Here is a 15,157-nt window from a genome sequence, read left to right as displayed (position 1 = left end):
GGGTATATATCATGGATGAAGATGAATTAAACAAACAAGGCTGCAATTGCAGCAGTGAAGATGAAAATGTTAATGATTGCGGCTGTGGATGCAGCAGTTGTGGAGACCATGAACCGCTGATAGTGAACCTGGAAGATGAAGATGGAAATATGGTTCCCTGTGAAGTAGTTGACGGTTTTGAATTCAAGGAAAATGAATATGCCATAGTTAAAAATCCACAGGATAGCTCTGTTTATCTATTTAAAGTTGAAGGCAATGAATCAGCAGCTGAGCTCGTTATACCTGAGGAAGATGAATTCAAGGAAGTTTCAGCTTATTATCAGCAGTTATCGCAGGAATAAACTCATATGAAACTGTAAAGTTCAAATTTGGTGAATTTTCAATTGAAAGTCACCAATATTTGAACTTTTTTTTGCTGGGTTGGCGGAGCTTCTGGGTTGCAGAGTGGTTGGGTGGCTTGGATGGCTCGGATGGCTCGGGTGGCCAAGCTACCCCCGGGGGTCATGAACAAATTGTAAATGAATTATGAACAAACAATGAATATAAAAACTGTAAATTCACTCTTTACTTCCAATTCAGCACCTTTATGTTATACGGATTATTTTTCTTGTAATTTATCAGATATGGATTTCCCACTGCATTGAATAATGGAAGATCCGCCAGGGAGTCAGAGAACATATATGAATTTTTGAAATCAACTTTTATGCCATCATTTTTCAGGGATTCCTTGAGCCTCCTCACTTTTTCATCCCCTTTGCAGTTTTTACCTATGATTTTATTGTAGTGTTTACCATTTTTGATTAAAAATGTGGTACCTATTATTTTGTCCACTTCTTTTATTCTATAAAGTTCTCTCAGGTAAAATTCTGCAGATGCAGAGATGAGATATATTTTGTAGCCCTTATTTTTAAATTTTTTCATTGTATCAAGGGCATCGCTGTAGAATATTTTGCACATCCTCTTTTTATAAAATTCTGCTGTTAAATGTTTCATTTTTTCTTCATTTATTCCATTTATGAATGAAATAAAATTTTCCTTGGCTCTTTTTGCACTGAATAAACCAATTATAAATAAAAAGGCAGATATAATTCCAAAAGGTGCGTACAATATGAGTTTTGGATTTTTTTTCAACATGAATGTGTAAAATTCCACAAGGGTTTCCCGGTTTGTTAAAGTAAAGTCAACGTCGAATATGGCAAGTTTTGTCAAAGAATCACCTCATTTGTTTTTAAGCTTTGAATTTTGTTCTTTTCTATAATATCATATAGGCAGTTTAAAGTTCAAACTTCTATTTTCTGGAGGTTACCTGGCTGGACAGTGTTTCCCACTCATGTTTAGTTCAAAATTCGGGGATATTGCAAAAAACCCATAAGTTTTAGCTGTGATGTGAATGTTGTCCTCTTGTATCTTTGAGATTATTTACCTGAGAATATTCTCGCGTTGGTCATACATAAATTGCATGATGTCCTATTTTGTTTACAGTTTGTTAACAGCCCCCGGGGGCTGTTAACAAACTGTAAACAAGAAGTACTCCAATCTGCAGAGCAGCTTGTTTTGCCAATTCAACATTTATTTTCCGCCCGTTCACTCATTTATATGCCAGCTGCTGCTCTGCATATTTTGCAGTCTTGTTTCCTCTGCAGTGGCATGGAATGTCCACTCGAGCAATTATCCCTCCGATCAATTATCTCCTTGTGGAGTCCTCTATCTGTAAAGTAGCCGCCTATCCAGATAATCTACATCTCCTTGTTGAAAGTTCTTTCTCCATAAGGCAGTCTTTTCCCTGTGTGGTGGCATGTCCCTCCGGCTTAGTTCTCTTTTTGAGGGGTAGGCATGTCTCCCCAAGCAATTTTTTGAACAGTAAGCAGTCCATCCGGGCAATTTTCTCTACGATGACGTGTCCTTTCAGCTAGTTCCCTCTTTGAAACGTTAGATGTGCCCAACTGGCAATTTTCTCTGTATAATGGCATGTCCCTCCGGATGTTTCTCTCTTTGGGATGGTAGGCATATTCACCAAAGCAATTTTCTCTTTATGATGCATGCAGTGCATGTCCGCTTAAGTAATTTCCTATCCTATTCTATGGTGGCATGTCCATCCGGGCAATTCTATTACGATGCACTGCATGTCCACCCGAGCAATTCTCTTTTTATGATGCAGTGCATGCCTCCGGCTAGTTCTCCATCTATAAAAGACAAGCTTTGTCCGGGCAGTTCTCTCTCCCTGTAGTTTATCGATTACTTCCCTATATACCGTGCTATATATTGATTTGCCCTGCTGTAGGTGGCATACTTTGTGACGGGTCGGAATATTGATTTGCCCTGCCGTAAGTGGCACACTTCGGCGGCCAGGATCCTGTTTTCAGCTCATGGATTATTTGCACTTTCATTTGCAATACTCCCGCGGAACTAAGTGGGAAATTGTCCGGGATAATGATAAAATATAAGTTGATATTTGATTAAATTTTAAAGAAGGTATTTATAATGGATGAGTGTTTCAGTAAATTCTTTTTAGAAGACAATGAGGTGAAAAACAAGGAGAAATTTAACGATGATGTGTTGGAAAAGGGGAAATCTCTCTATGAAGTAATCCGTATAATAGATGGGAAGCCTTTATTTTTAAAAGCTCATTTGGATAGGCTGGATAATTCTTTTAATGTAACTGGACTTAAATTGTGGCTTGGCAGGAGAGAAATTGCAGATGAAATACTTAAATTGATAGATATAAATAAAATCTATGCCGGAAATGTGAAACTTATATTTAATTTCTATAGAGGCCGCAGATTTTTAGCTTATTTCGTAGAACACCATTATCCCGTTCCCGAAGATTATAAAACAGGAGTAAGAACTGACTTTTTTCAAGTTGAGAGGGAAAATCCGAATGCCAAGGTGATAAATCAGGAGTACAGGGCACGGGTTGGCAAAAAGATAAGGGAAAGCAATATATTTGAGGCGATTCTTGTAGACAATAGTGGAAATATAACCGAAGGAAGCAAGTCCAATATATTTATGATAAAAGATGAAAAGGTTATAACCCCGCCCCTCAAAAGAGTGCTGCCCGGGACTACGAGGAGCATTATAATTAAGATCTGCGGCAGACTCGGGCTGGATGTATTGGAGAAAGATGTGAGCTGTGAGGATATAGATAAATTTGATGCGGTGTTTATATCGGGTACTTCTCCTAAGGTACTTCCTGTAAAAAGTCTGGGAAATATTAAATTTAATTCTTCAAATAATGAAATACTTCTCAAGATAATGCAGGCATACGACGAGGAAATAAAAGGGGATATAAATAATTTTAAGAAGACGAAATATGTCAGATGAAGATCAGGACAATTCGGAATTGAGGAGTGCCGGTGAATTTTGTGTTTATGTTGAATGGGGAAGTGATTGATTTATATGAAGAAAATTTTTCGGGGAATTTCGCTGGAAGATTGTTTGAAATCTGCCAGTTATGAGCTGAATAAGCCCAAGGAACAGTTGAAATACAGAATATTGAAACAGAAAAAATCTTTTTTTAAGAAAAAAACTGTAATTGAGGTTTTTCTGGATGATGCTGAAAGGAATATGGCACCCTTGAATCCTGATGAAAGCAGCGGCACTGTCAGGGTGGAGCAGGGAAGGATAATTGTAAAGGATCCTGCGGCAAAGGGCAGGCCTGCGGTAATTTGCAGAAGCAAATACATGTCGATTTTTGTAGATGGAGCTGAAGTTGAAAAAGGATGTGAAGTTTTTTCAAACAGTGATATAAAAGTGGTCTTTCAGGAGGAAGAAGCTAAGAGAGAGTTCAGCATACATGTACCTCACGATAAAATGAAGGCCTATGCTGAAGTTAGGTATACGCCTAAAAATGAGTATGCATTGAAAGACACGCCTGAAAGCTCCAGATTAACTCTTGAAGCCGGGGTGGTGAAGAGCACGCAGCCGCCTGAATATACTGCCGAGGAAATTAAAGAAGAGTTATCCAATAATAAAATAGTTTATGGTATAATAGAAGAAAATTTGAAAAAAGTAGTAAAAACCAATAAAAAAATACTTGTGGCACAGGGGAAAAAGCCGGTAGATGGAGAAGATGATCGGATAGAGGCGAAATTTAAAACTTTTGCAGATTTAAAGGAAGATATGGTAGGTAATGTGGATTTTAAAAGCATAGGAGCTGTGAATGCGGTTAGAAAAGGGGACGTAATTGCAGTAAAACATGTTGGTACCGAAGGCGAAAATGGCTGCGATGTATACGGGAAGATTATAAAATGTCAAAAAGGCAAAAAATTGAAACTTAAAGCCGGTACGGGATGTATTCTCAAAGATAAAAACACAGTTGAGGCAATTATTGATGGCAAACCTTCCGTACAGGGAAACACCTTTTATGTTCACCAGGTTCATGAAATAAACGGCGATGTGGATTTAAGTACTGGAAACGTGAAATTTATAGGGGATGTAGTCATACATGGTGGCGTCAAAGAGAGAATGAAAGTAAAGTGCGGAAATGATCTTGTCATAGACAGGGAAGTTGAAAGGGCCGATATAAGTGCGGCAGGCAGCATAACCATAGGCGGCAGTATTGTAGCGTCCAAGATATACGGCGGCGGAGACAATGTAAAAAAACTTCATGCGGTGGAACACCTGAAAAAATTCAACCAAAATTTGGATAAATTGATGCAGGTTGTGGATGAAATAAAATCATATAACTTACTTGGGTGCAACAAAAGCGATGGAGAGATAATAAAAATACTTCTGGAAAATAAATTCAAAATTCTTCTGAGGCTCGGAATAAATATAATTGCCGATTTGAATGCCCAGAATGAAGAGGATAGTGAAGACGATATAGTCAGGTACATAAAGACCAGACTTATGGGAATGGGACCTGTGAGCATAAAAAATTATCTTGAGCTGAATGAGCTGATAGATGGGGTAAATGGCAAAATAAAATATTTTGAAAATACACTCGGGCTTCCTGTAAATGTAAATATATCCTACTGTCAGGATTCGAATATACAGAGTTCGGGGAGCGTGCTTATTACAGGAAAAGGAGAGTACGTATCAACTATTGCAGGAAGTGACTCTATTGAGTTTGAAAGGGAAGGAAGTGTGGCAAGGGGAGGAATTTTGAGTTCTCAAAAGGAAGTCAGATGCAAGATTGTCGGCAGTATGGCAGGTGTGTCTACGACACTTCAGGTGGGAAGCAAAGGCAGCATATGGGCCGATGTAGCCTACCACAATACCATATTTAAAGTGGGGGATAGGGAAAAGGTACTGGAGTCCCCGGGTAAAAATGTACATGCCTATTTAAAGGATGGAAATATAATGGTAGATAAATTTGTACTATGAAATTTAATTTATTTTAATAATTAAGGAGGATTTTATAATGGGCAATAAGGAGATAAAAGTGTTGATATTTAGTATAGGCGATGAATACTATGCCACGGATATTATGGAGATAGAGAGAATTTTAGGGTATAAAGAAACCACAAAGCTGCCCGACTCACCTGATTTTGTGGAAGGAGTTATAAACTACGAGGGAAATATACTCCCTATAATATCCCTCTCTAAAAGATTTAGACTTGGCGCAGATCAGAAGGGGGATCAGTCGAAAATCATAGTCACAAAGCAGGACGGAAATAAAATAGGGGTAATAGTCGATGAGGTATCTGAAGTAAGAGATGTAAAGGAAAGCGATATAGAAGTACCTCCGGAGATAATAGCGGGAATATCAAAGAGATATGTTAAGGGGCTCATAAAGATAGACGAGAAGATAGTGATATTTTTGAACATGGCAAAAATATTGACGGATAAGGAAAAGGAACTCATATGACTTATATAATTTGAATTGAGAGGTTGCATGTTTATGGAGGTAAGCGAAATAAAGGAAATAAAGGTGGGAATAGCAGATATGAATACTGCAGGCTCTCCAAACAGGATCATAACTATCGGTTTGGGTTCCTGTGTAGGTATAGCACTATATGACGATAAATCGAACATAGGGGGTCTGGCACATATAATGCTGCCGGACAGTACCCAGTTCAGCAATAAGAAAAATCCCTTGAAATTTGCTGATCTGGCTATTCCCCTGCTTATAGAAAAATTGGAGAAATTAGGTGTAAATAGAAGAAATTTAAAGGCAAAAATAGCTGGAGGAGCATCCATGTTTAACTTTCCGGACAAAAGTGTGATGATGGATATAGGAAACAGGAACGGAAAAGCCGTAAAACACATGCTGGAAAAATGTTCTATCTCCATATTGGCAGAAGATCTGGGCGGCAATAAGGGCAGAACTATGATACTTGATACTTCGGACGGATCAGTTAAAATAAAGACAGTGGGAATGGGAATAAGGGAAATTTAGAATTGATGGAGTGATGACATTTTGAGAAATATTAAAGTTTTAGTGGTAGATGATTCTGCGTTTATGAGAAAGATAATTTCGGATATGATAAATGACGATCCCTGTATGGAGGTCATTGGCACTGCCAGAAACGGCGAGGATTTTTTAAACAAGCTTTCCTCAAATTTCTGGAAAGTGTATCCCGATGTAGTGACTCTTGACGTGGAAATGCCCAGGATGGACGGCATAGCTGCCCTCCGTGAATTGAAAAGGAGGGGAATTTTTATACCTGTGATAGTTTTAAGCAGCATTTCAAAAGAAGGCACTAAACTTACTATGGAGTGTCTTGAAGCAGGTGCATTTGATTTTTTGCCCAAGCCATCCGGCACCATATCGCTGGATATAGAAAAAATAAAAATTAATCTGATAAAGAAAATAAGGGCGGCTTGTAGAAATGTGAAAAAGTCGGTGAATGTTTCTGATGCGGTACCGGTATCTGCAGTGCATGGGGAAAACGGTGAAATTGGGGGAACCAGAAAAAATATAGATGCGGTGGTAATAGGTGCATCCACCGGAGGACCCAAGGCATTGTATTCAGTTATAACAAAATTTCCCGAAGATATGGGAGTGCCCGTATTTGTTGTGCAGCACATGCCTTCGGGGTTTACAAAAGCCTTTGCGGAAAGACTCGATTCCAATTCTGACATAAAAGTTATGGAAGCACAGGACAGTATGAATGCGGTCAAAAATACTGTTTACATAGCTCCGGGCGGATTTCACATGGAAGTCTGGAGAGACAAAAAAATACATCTCAATAAGGAACCTGCAATCTGGGGCGTAAGGCCTTCTGTGGATAAACTGTTTTTATCTGCTTCCAGGGTGTATGGAGGAAATATCATAAGTGCGGTTCTGACGGGCATGGGACGAGATGGTGCAAATGGAACCGTGGAGATCAAAAAAGGCGGTGGAATTACCATATCGGAAGCTGAATCCACCTGCACTATTTATGGAATGCCCAAAGCGGCTTATGCCACCGGCAAAGTTGATCTGGTCCTTCCTGTGGACAAAATAGCCAGCGAAATTTTGAAGATAATAAAACTTGGCAGGAGGTAGATCTATGGATGCGGATATGGATTATTTTGAAAGATGGGTATTGAGGGAATTTAATATAAACCTTTCTGCCTACAAACCCAAACAGCTTCACAGGCGGATTAGAAGCCTCATGTCCAGAGTCGGGGTGAATACCATAGAGGAGTATATAGCACTTTTGAGAAAGGACGGGGGCCAGAGACAGAAGTTTCTGGATTTTATAACTATAAATGTATCCGAATTTTTTAGGAACCCGGAAATATTCGGGGAATTCAAGCTAAAGCTGAAAGAAGAACTGCTTTCCAGGAGCGATTCTCTAAAAATATGGAGTGCAGCCTGTTCAATTGGAGCCGAGCCATATTCGGTGGCCATATATTTATATGAGTTGAACCCCGGCGGGAAACATAAAATAATTGCAACCGACATAGACAGCACAATAATAGAGAGGGCCAGAAAAGGAGAATATGCTTTATCGGAAATAAAAAATGTAAAAAAGGAATATTTAAATAAGTATTTTATAATAAAAGACGATAAATATATTATAAGCGATAAAATAAAAAAATTGGTTACCTTCAAAAAACACGACTTGATATTGGACAGTTACGATGACAATTTTGACCTGATAATATGCAGAAACGTGGTGATATATTTTAATCAGGACATAAAGGATAAAATATATAAAAAATTTAGCCGGTCTTTAAAAAAGGGAGGGCTGCTGTTTGTCGGGGCCACCGAGAGCATTTACAATTACAAGGACTATGGTTTTGAGAAGGCATCTACCTTTATGTACAGAAAGCTATAAGGAGGGAGAAAATGGATACATCACAGTATATGGATATGTTTCTTGAAGAGGCAATGGATAATTTGCAGACGCTGAATGAGTCCTTGCTTCAGCTTGAACAGGAACCAGATAATATAGATAAGGTGAATGAAATTTTTAGAGTTGCACATACCATAAAGGGAATGGCAGCCACCATGGGATTTAACAAGGTGACGGAACTCACCCATAAAATGGAGGATGTATTATCTGAATTTAGGGATGGACAGCTTAAAGTTACACAGGACGTTGTGACAGTGCTGTTTAAATGTCTGGATACCCTTGAGAAGATGATAAAAAATATAGAGGACGGGGTAGATGAAGAAGTACCTATTGAAGGCATCATGGGGGAACTTGAAAAGATTTCCGGGAATCCCCAGGCAGCTTCCAAAGGACAGGAAAATGTAAAAAAGGAAACTGCGGCAAAGCCCGAGCCCGGTGACAAGGATATTGTCGATTCTTCCGTAAAATTAAACGAATATGACATAAATGTAGTCAAGCAGGCGAAGGACAAGGGTTTTAATGCCTTTGCAATAAAGATCAACCTCAGTGAAAGTACGCTGCTTAAGTCGGCCAGGGCCTTTCTCATATTCAAGAACCTGGAGGAGATCGGGGAGATAATAAAGTCAGTGCCGGGTACTGAAGACATAGAGAGCGAAAACTTTGAATTTGAGATACAGCTTGTTTTCTTGTCTAAAAGCAGCAGGGAAAAAGTGTACAATACCATAAACAATATATCTGAAATAGAGAAGGTTGAAGTAGAGGACGTGGATATCAAGTCCATAAAAGCCGAGATGATAAAGGAAGACGCGGATAAGGAAGGCCAGATAAAGGCCAAAGTTGAAAAGTCCAAGGCTGACAAGGAAACTGCTGCCGCCGCCAAAAAGGAAAATAAAAAACCTGCGGCCAAGAAAAAAAGAAGAAAGGTTCACCAGTCTGTGAGGGTTGATCTGGAGAAGCTGGATAAATTTATGAATATGGTTTCTGAGCTGGTTATAAACAGGACAAGACTTGAGCAGATAAGCAGCAACTATAAATTAACTGAATTAAACGAGACACTTGAGCAGGTAGCAAGGACTACTTCGGATCTCCAGGACCTGGTCATGAAAATCAGGATGCTGCCTCTTGATACCGTATTTAGCAGATTCCCCAGGATGGTAAGGGATTTGTCCGTAGAGCTGGACAAAAAAATGGAACTTATAATTCAGGGTGCGGACACAGAACTTGACAGGACGGTAATAGATGAAATTGGCGAACCGCTTATCCATTTAATCAGAAACGCCGCAGATCACGGCATAGAGCCCAATGAGGAGAGAATTGCAAAGGGCAAGGATCCTGTGGGAAAGATAAGGCTCATTGCCTACCAGGAAGGCACCAAGGCAGTTATAAAAGTTGAAGATGACGGCGGCGGAATACCTGTGGACAAAGTCCGTGAAAAAGCGGAGGACATGGGTATAAATACTGAAGGAATGTCAGAAAGCGATATAAAAAATCTCATATTCATGCAGGGATTCAGCACCAATAAAAAAGTAACCGACATTTCAGGCAGGGGAGTCGGCATGGATGTAGTAAAGACCAAGATATCTTCCCTGGGAGGAAGTGTGGATCTCATAAGTGAAAAGGACAGGGGATCTACCTTTATAATAAGGCTTCCGCTTACACTGCAGATAATTCAAGTTCTGCTCGTGGGGGCCGGAAATGAAACCATGGCCATATCCCTTGGATATGTGGACAGGGTCATAGATTACAGTGACGATTTAGTTAAAAGGACAAGCAATAAGGAAGTTATAATATACAACGGAGATGTCGTACCACTTGTAAGGCTGTATCAGAAACTGGGAATTGAAAAATCGGACAGCAGGAAAAAATACATCGTCATAGTAAAAGTAGGGGAGAAAACTGTAGGACTCATGGTGGACGCGCTTTTCGGACAGAGGGAGATTGTCATAAAGCCGCTTGGGAAAACTCTGCAGAATTTGAAAGAATACATGGGGGCAACAATACTTGGTGACGGACTCGTAACGCTTATATTGGATGTTGCCTACCTGGTATAAGGAGAGATTTGATATGGACTATAAGGAGCTTACTCCCATACAGCTGGATGCGCTAAAGGAAGTCTGCAACATAGGCACGGGAAACGCAGCTACAGCTCTTTCCCAGCTTTTAAACAGGAAAGTCGATATGACGGTACCTTCTATAAATATAGTGCCTTTTCAGGAGATTTTTGACAACATAGGCGAAGACGAGGTAGTTGTAGGGGTGATAGTGAGAATACTGGGAGATGCACCTGGAAATATACTATTTATATTTAAAAAGGAGACTGCATTGAATCTTATATACATGCTTTTGGGGGAAAGGAAGGAATTTCTAGATGACATGGGTAATTCAGCTGTATGTGAAGTGGGAAATATAATAGCCAGTTCCTACATGACATCCATGTCCAAGTTTACAGGGCTTAATGTCATACCTTCCGTACCTGCAGTTACATGTGACATGCTTGGGGCGATACTTTCGACCACCTTTATAGAATCAATGCAGTTTGACGACTATGTGATTGATATAGAAACATTGCTTATGCAGAATAAAAGCAAGCTGAGCGGGCATTTTTACTATATTCCTATGCCCGGATCTCTTGAGAAAATTTTAAATGCCTTGGGAATAGGCTAAATAACAGTAGTATATAATTATTGGAGGGAAAAAAATGGCTAAAATATTAATTGTAGATGACGCTGCCTTTATGAGGATGATGATAAAGGATATATTAGAAAAAAATGGATTCGAAGTAGTGGGAGAAGCAAGCAACGGTGTAAAAGCTGTGGAATTATACAAGAAGGAAAAACCCGATGTGGTCACAATGGATATAACGATGCCGGACATGGACGGCATAGAGGCGGTAAAGGAGATAAAATCTTTTGATTCAAGTGCCAAGATAATAATGTGTTCTGCAATGGGACAGCAGACCATGGTCATGGATGCAATAAAAGCCGGTGCAAGGGACTTTATTGTGAAGCCTTTCCAACCCGACAGAGTGCTGGAGGCAGTTAACAAAGTGGTTAATTCATAGTGAAATGTAAAATTGGAGTTAAAATTTTATAACCAATATAAAGCTGATATGATTTATGACGAAGTAATTGAATAGTGTTAAATTTAGTGCTAAACTTTGATAAAGATGCGTATAAAACTGTGAAGTACATAGTTTATATGTCCATATTCACATGGAGGTGTAAATATGCAGGTTGTTATATTTAGATTGAATAACGAGCTGTTTGCCGTGGAAACGGCTAAAGTTCAGAGTATAAATAATGCCATGGGGATAACGAAAGTTCCCAAGGCACCAGCTTATATAAAAGGGCTTGTAAATTTAAGGGGAAATGTAATATCACTTTTGGACATAAATCTTTTGATGGATATTCCCAAAAGCGGCAAAAGTGAAAACAGTATAATAATACTTGAAATGGAAGATGAACTGGTAGGTGTTACTGTAGATCAGGTGGATGAAGTTTTGGATCTGGATGAAAATATTATTGAAAAGGTAAATGACGAGAAGAAAAAAGCTTATATAGAGGGAATAATAAATCTCGACAACAGAGTGGTTACGTTAATCAATATAGACAAACTTCTTTCAAATTAGAATTTTCGTGAGAAATGAGGGAATAGAATGGCAGATGTATTATCACAGAATGAAATAGATGACCTTTTAGCTGCCTTGTCTGCAGGAGAGCTTACTCCTGATGAAGTGCCCAAGGAAGATGAAAAACAAAAAGTAAAACCCTATGATTTTAGGAGCCCCCAGAAATTTTCTAAAGATCATATAAGAACTTTGGAACTTATCCATGACAATTATGCCAGGATAATCTCGAATTATTTAACCGCCCAGGTGAGGAGCAATGTCAAGGTAAAATTGGAATCGGTGCAGCAGATAACCTATGAGGAATTTATTCACTCTGTACCAAATCCAACTGTGCTTACCATATTTAAAATGCCGCCTTTAAGCGGTTCTGTACTGTTTGAAATAAATCCACAGTTTGTGTTTGAAATAATAGATCTCCTTTTGGGGGGAAGTGGAACGGGAAAGTATAGACCCAGGGAGTTTACGGATATAGATAAAAATATTATAAAAGTGATGAGCACGGGACTCATATCCAATTTGAAACTTGCCTGGGAAGATGTGATGCCGGTGGAGACGGAAGTTGAGAGCATTGAGACAAATCCTGCATTGAATCAGACTCTTGCCCCAAATGATCCTGTGGCCCTTATAACTTTTTCAGTAGAAATGGGTAAAAACAATACTTTTATAAATATATGCATTCCATACCTGAGCATAGAGAAAGTTTTAGATAAGCTGGTGGTGCAGTACTGGTTCCAGGACAATAACGAGAATACGGTAAATGAATCCAAGGAAAGACTCAGAGAAAGGCTGAATATAGTGGAAATGCAGCTTTCTGCCGTGCTTGGAACTACCAATCTTACGGTAGAGGAATTTTTAAACCTGAACATAGGGGATGTGATTACCTTGGATGAAAGTACTAAAAGCCCTGTGAAACTGATGGTGGAAAACAAGGTGTACTGTTATGGAAAGCCTGGTGTGATAGGAAAAAACATGGGCGTTGAGATACTAGATATTATAAATAAGGATGTGGAAAATGATGAATGATGGGAATGGTTTTCTTTCACAGGAAGAAATAGATGCACTTTTAAACGGCGGAGGGAATGAAGAGGGAAAAAAAGATGAGAATAAGGAAGACAAAAAGGAAGAAGAAAAGAAGACAGGATCTCAGGATGCCTCTGAGTTGTCGGATGTAGAAAAGGACCTGCTTGGGGAAATCGGGAATATATCCATGGGCTCCGCATCCACGGCACTTTCTACAATAATAAACCAGCAGGTGAACATAACTACCCCCGTAGTGACTCTGACCACTTTGAAAAAACTGAGAAATGAGTTTGAAATTCCAAACATTGCCCTTGAAGTCCAGTATACCAGGGGAATAATGGGTGAAAATCTTTTTCTGATGAAAGTTACCGATGGGGCTGTCATAGCAGATCTCATGATGGGAGGAAGCGGCGAGCCCAAGGAAGAAAAGCCCAAACTCAGCAAGATAGAAATGAGTGCGGTATCTGAGGCCATGAACCAGATGATAGGTTCTGCAGCTACTTCCATGGCTACCATGTTTATGAGGGAGGTAAATATATCCCCGCCCAAGTCAAAGATATGGACGGATCTTACAGAGCCCCTGTCGGAGCAGATAAGCGAAGAGGAACCTGTGGTGAAAGTATCCTTCTCACTTAAAATAGGCAGCCTGGTTGACAGCCATATGATGCAGCTGTTTCCACTGGCGACTGCAAAGAAAATAGTTTCCATAATGATGGGCCAGGAGGAAGGTGAGGAAAAAGTGGCAGATGAACCTAAAGACGAGGAAAACAAGAGTGAAGTACCTTCCAAAAAAGAGAGTGAAGCTGCTTCACAGACGGCAGCGGCTTCTTCAGCTCCGCAGCAGCAAAAACCGAAAGCTTCCGGCGGCATAAATGAAAAGCCCATAGAGACAAATGCCCATAAGAAGCAGGTACCGGTACATCAGGCAACTTTTCAACCTCTCGGTAAATCTAAAGCTGTGGAAAGCGTACCTAAAAATATAGACCTTATATTGGATGTGCCCCTTGAAATATCAGTGGTACTTGGAAGGACCAAGAAGAGTATCAAGGACATATTAAATCTTGGCACAGGCTCTTTGGTGGAACTGGATAAGCTTGCTGAAGAACCGGTTGAAATACTGGTAAACGGAAAAAAAGTGGCTTATGGAGAAGTTGTAGTTGTAGATGAAAACTTCGGAGTCAGGATAACGGGTATCGTGAGCAGCGAGGAGAGGATAAAATCCCTGAGATAGACTTTTTTAAAATTGAGAGCTGACAGTTGAGAGTTAATAGTTGTGGCTGATTTTTGGCAGGACACCGGAAATCTTCATTTGCTATTAACTTTTTGCTTTAAATCATGTAATTTCAAATACGCTTTTAATAGCGGTTATAATTGAATTGATATGTGCCGTTAAAGTAGGAATTTAGCGGGACTTTGGGCCTAAAATAACCTGCTTATCTTTTGATTGAAGTATAAATATTGGGTGTATGTACCCGATAATGTTAGTAATGGAAGGGAACATTGGATCTATTGATTTAAGGGAGTGTATTTATATGAAAATTAATGGGATCATTTTAAACCAGATAATAAATGTTTATGGAGGGAATAAAAAAGAGCATGAATCAGTTAAAGATGTAGATAAGAAAGATTCCATTGAAATTTCATCTACAGGAAAAAGTTTATACTCTTATTCCCCGGACGACAAATTCATAAATTCTAAGGAAAAAATAGAAAGCATAAAAAAAGCTGTGGAAAATGGCACTTATAATGTGGATAAAAAATTGGTGGCAGCTAAGATTTTAGATGCCATGAAGGGAAAAATTTGAGGTGATGTGTTGTGTCACTTGAGTTAAAAGGCATAATGGAAAAAGAATATTCAGTATTGCAGGAGCTTTTTAAGGTGCTGGTGGATCAAAACCATTATCTCCTGAAAAGAGATGCATTTAAATTGGACAGTGTGGTAAAGTCACTGGAAGAAAAGAGCAAAACCGTAGCCTTGCTGGAGATAAAAAGGAGAAAGCTGACTTCAAAAAGGCCAATGAGAGAAATCATAGCAGAAGAAAAAGATGAAAGCATGAAGATTCTCTACGACAATATAGTGGAAATACTGGGAAAGATACGGTTTCAGAGGGATACAAATGATGCGCTTATAAAGCAGGGACTTGTTTTTACAAATCAGATGCTGAGGGCCATTGCCCCCAGAAACAATACCTCTGCCGGTACCTATAATTCACTTGGAAAGAGCAGATAGTTAGGCAGTTGACAGTTGATAATGGACAATTGCAGATAGAAATTTTTAATG

The 15,157-nt window shown here is 39.3% G+C and carries 19 protein-coding genes; 16 read left to right on the top strand and 3 right to left on the bottom strand.

The genetic code is table 11. The annotated features are described in order from the left end of the window. Positions 1–11: 11 nt before the first annotated feature. The gene (locus AB8S09_RS05360) at positions 12–341 is read left to right on the top strand and encodes a DUF1292 domain-containing protein (RefSeq protein ID WP_294181945.1); all 330 of its coding nucleotides are present in this window, start codon (positions 12–14) and stop codon (positions 339–341) included. A gap of 223 nt (positions 342–564) precedes the next feature. On the opposite strand, the gene AB8S09_RS05355 is transcribed toward AB8S09_RS05360, so the two are convergent. Both AB8S09_RS05355 and AB8S09_RS05350 read right to left on the bottom strand, forming a co-directional pair. After that, complete coding sequence (locus AB8S09_RS05355) at positions 565–1,209, bottom strand: HAD-IB family hydrolase (protein ID WP_294181948.1); 645 nt, start codon at positions 1,207–1,209, stop codon at positions 565–567. Positions 1,210–1,723: 514 nt separating this feature from the next. Beyond that, positions 1,724–1,873, bottom strand: a complete 150-nt coding sequence (locus tag AB8S09_RS05350; protein WP_294181949.1) for a hypothetical protein — start codon at positions 1,871–1,873, stop codon at positions 1,724–1,726. A gap of 159 nt (positions 1,874–2,032) precedes the next feature. Between AB8S09_RS05350 and AB8S09_RS05345 the strand changes: the two genes are divergently transcribed. After that, a complete protein-coding gene (locus AB8S09_RS05345) occupies positions 2,033–2,227 on the top strand; it encodes a hypothetical protein (RefSeq protein WP_294181951.1) in 195 nt (64 codons plus the stop codon). A gap of 28 nt (positions 2,228–2,255) precedes the next feature. On the opposite strand, the gene AB8S09_RS05340 is transcribed toward AB8S09_RS05345, so the two are convergent. Then, positions 2,256–2,387 (bottom strand): hypothetical protein, encoded by a 132-nt coding sequence (locus AB8S09_RS05340; RefSeq protein ID WP_294181953.1) that lies wholly within the window; start codon positions 2,385–2,387, stop codon positions 2,256–2,258. Positions 2,388–2,481: 94 nt separating this feature from the next. Here AB8S09_RS05340 and AB8S09_RS05335 point away from each other — a divergent pair, with 94 nt between their 5' ends. The 14 genes from AB8S09_RS05335 (at position 2,482) to AB8S09_RS05270 (ending at position 15,106) form a co-directional block, all read left to right on the top strand. After that, a complete protein-coding gene (locus tag AB8S09_RS05335) occupies positions 2,482–3,321 on the top strand; it encodes an aminotransferase class IV (protein WP_294181955.1) in 840 nt (279 codons plus the stop codon). 75 nt (positions 3,322–3,396) lie between these two features. After that, positions 3,397–5,325 carry a flagellar assembly protein A gene (locus tag AB8S09_RS05330; protein ID WP_369868623.1) on the top strand — a complete coding sequence of 643 codons (1,929 nt, stop codon included), beginning with the start codon at positions 3,397–3,399 and terminating at the stop codon, positions 5,323–5,325. Positions 5,326–5,362: 37 nt separating this feature from the next. Beyond that, a complete protein-coding gene (locus tag AB8S09_RS05325; protein ID WP_294181958.1) occupies positions 5,363–5,809 on the top strand; it encodes a chemotaxis protein CheW in 447 nt (148 codons plus the stop codon). Positions 5,810–5,842: 33 nt separating this feature from the next. After that, entirely contained in the window at positions 5,843–6,340 is a 498-nt protein-coding gene (locus AB8S09_RS05320) for a chemotaxis protein CheD (protein ID WP_294181960.1), read from the top strand. 21 nt (positions 6,341–6,361) lie between these two features. Next, positions 6,362–7,432, top strand: a complete 1,071-nt coding sequence (locus AB8S09_RS05315) for a protein-glutamate methylesterase/protein-glutamine glutaminase (protein WP_294181962.1) — start codon at positions 6,362–6,364, stop codon at positions 7,430–7,432. A 4-nt stretch (positions 7,433–7,436) separates the two neighbouring features. Then, complete coding sequence (locus AB8S09_RS05310) at positions 7,437–8,210, top strand: CheR family methyltransferase (RefSeq protein ID WP_294181964.1); 774 nt, start codon at positions 7,437–7,439, stop codon at positions 8,208–8,210. A gap of 11 nt (positions 8,211–8,221) precedes the next feature. Then, positions 8,222–10,279: a chemotaxis protein CheA gene (locus AB8S09_RS05305; RefSeq protein WP_294181966.1), complete on the top strand. Its 2,058-nt coding sequence runs from the start codon at positions 8,222–8,224 to the stop codon at positions 10,277–10,279. 13 nt (positions 10,280–10,292) lie between these two features. Then, a complete protein-coding gene (locus AB8S09_RS05300; RefSeq protein ID WP_294181969.1) occupies positions 10,293–10,892 on the top strand; it encodes a chemotaxis protein CheC in 600 nt (199 codons plus the stop codon). 34 nt (positions 10,893–10,926) lie between these two features. Next, the gene (locus tag AB8S09_RS05295) at positions 10,927–11,289 is read left to right on the top strand and encodes a response regulator (protein ID WP_294181972.1); all 363 of its coding nucleotides are present in this window, start codon (positions 10,927–10,929) and stop codon (positions 11,287–11,289) included. A 165-nt stretch (positions 11,290–11,454) separates the two neighbouring features. Beyond that, positions 11,455–11,856: a chemotaxis protein CheW gene (locus AB8S09_RS05290; protein ID WP_294181974.1), complete on the top strand. Its 402-nt coding sequence runs from the start codon at positions 11,455–11,457 to the stop codon at positions 11,854–11,856. A gap of 27 nt (positions 11,857–11,883) precedes the next feature. After that, positions 11,884–12,879 carry a flagellar motor switch protein FliM gene (gene fliM, locus AB8S09_RS05285; RefSeq protein WP_294181976.1) on the top strand — a complete coding sequence of 332 codons (996 nt, stop codon included), beginning with the start codon at positions 11,884–11,886 and terminating at the stop codon, positions 12,877–12,879. Continuing rightward, the gene (fliY, locus tag AB8S09_RS05280) at positions 12,869–14,107 is read left to right on the top strand and encodes a flagellar motor switch phosphatase FliY (protein WP_369868622.1); all 1,239 of its coding nucleotides are present in this window, start codon (positions 12,869–12,871) and stop codon (positions 14,105–14,107) included. Before fliM ends, fliY begins: the two co-directional genes overlap by 11 nt. A 301-nt stretch (positions 14,108–14,408) precedes the next feature. Beyond that, positions 14,409–14,681 (top strand): flagellar biosynthesis anti-sigma factor FlgM, encoded by a 273-nt coding sequence (flgM, locus tag AB8S09_RS05275; RefSeq protein WP_294181978.1) that lies wholly within the window; start codon positions 14,409–14,411, stop codon positions 14,679–14,681. A gap of 11 nt (positions 14,682–14,692) precedes the next feature. Then, positions 14,693–15,106 carry a flagellar protein FlgN gene (locus AB8S09_RS05270; protein ID WP_294181981.1) on the top strand — a complete coding sequence of 138 codons (414 nt, stop codon included), beginning with the start codon at positions 14,693–14,695 and terminating at the stop codon, positions 15,104–15,106. The last annotated feature ends 51 nt before the right edge of the window (positions 15,107–15,157 follow it).

Source organism: Clostridium lapidicellarium, from assembly GCF_041224415.1.
GTDB lineage: Bacteria > Bacillota > Clostridia > Clostridiales > Clostridiaceae > Clostridium_B > Clostridium_B lapidicellarium.
The sequence above is the reverse complement of the archived record's forward strand: the minus strand, read 5'-3'. Positions and strand labels throughout refer to the sequence as shown.

Bases quoted from the DNA above. Each gene is read 5' to 3' on its own strand.
- AB8S09_RS05290 (WP_294181974.1), top strand. From the start codon at position 11,455: ATGCAGGTTGTTATATTTAGATTGAATAACGAGCTGTTTGCCGTGGAA.
- AB8S09_RS05335 (WP_294181955.1), top strand. From the start codon at position 2,482: ATGGATGAGTGTTTCAGTAAATTCTTTTTAGAAGACAATGAGGTGAAA.
- AB8S09_RS05350 (WP_294181949.1), bottom strand. From the start codon at position 1,873: ATGGACTGCTTACTGTTCAAAAAATTGCTTGGGGAGACATGCCTACCC.
- AB8S09_RS05310 (WP_294181964.1), top strand. From the start codon at position 7,437: ATGGATGCGGATATGGATTATTTTGAAAGATGGGTATTGAGGGAATTT.
- AB8S09_RS05340 (WP_294181953.1), bottom strand. From the start codon at position 2,387: ATGAAAGTGCAAATAATCCATGAGCTGAAAACAGGATCCTGGCCGCCG.
- AB8S09_RS05325 (WP_294181958.1), top strand. From the start codon at position 5,363: ATGGGCAATAAGGAGATAAAAGTGTTGATATTTAGTATAGGCGATGAA.
- AB8S09_RS05295 (WP_294181972.1), top strand. From the start codon at position 10,927: ATGGCTAAAATATTAATTGTAGATGACGCTGCCTTTATGAGGATGATG.
- fliY (WP_369868622.1), top strand. From the start codon at position 12,869: ATGATGAATGATGGGAATGGTTTTCTTTCACAGGAAGAAATAGATGCA.
- flgM (WP_294181978.1), top strand. From the start codon at position 14,409: ATGAAAATTAATGGGATCATTTTAAACCAGATAATAAATGTTTATGGA.
- AB8S09_RS05345 (WP_294181951.1), top strand. From the start codon at position 2,033: ATGATGCATGCAGTGCATGTCCGCTTAAGTAATTTCCTATCCTATTCT.
- AB8S09_RS05320 (WP_294181960.1), top strand. From the start codon at position 5,843: ATGGAGGTAAGCGAAATAAAGGAAATAAAGGTGGGAATAGCAGATATG.
- AB8S09_RS05330 (WP_369868623.1), top strand. From the start codon at position 3,397: ATGAAGAAAATTTTTCGGGGAATTTCGCTGGAAGATTGTTTGAAATCT.
- AB8S09_RS05300 (WP_294181969.1), top strand. From the start codon at position 10,293: ATGGACTATAAGGAGCTTACTCCCATACAGCTGGATGCGCTAAAGGAA.
- fliM (WP_294181976.1), top strand. From the start codon at position 11,884: ATGGCAGATGTATTATCACAGAATGAAATAGATGACCTTTTAGCTGCC.
- AB8S09_RS05360 (WP_294181945.1), top strand. From the start codon at position 12: ATGGATGAAGATGAATTAAACAAACAAGGCTGCAATTGCAGCAGTGAA.
- AB8S09_RS05305 (WP_294181966.1), top strand. From the start codon at position 8,222: ATGGATACATCACAGTATATGGATATGTTTCTTGAAGAGGCAATGGAT.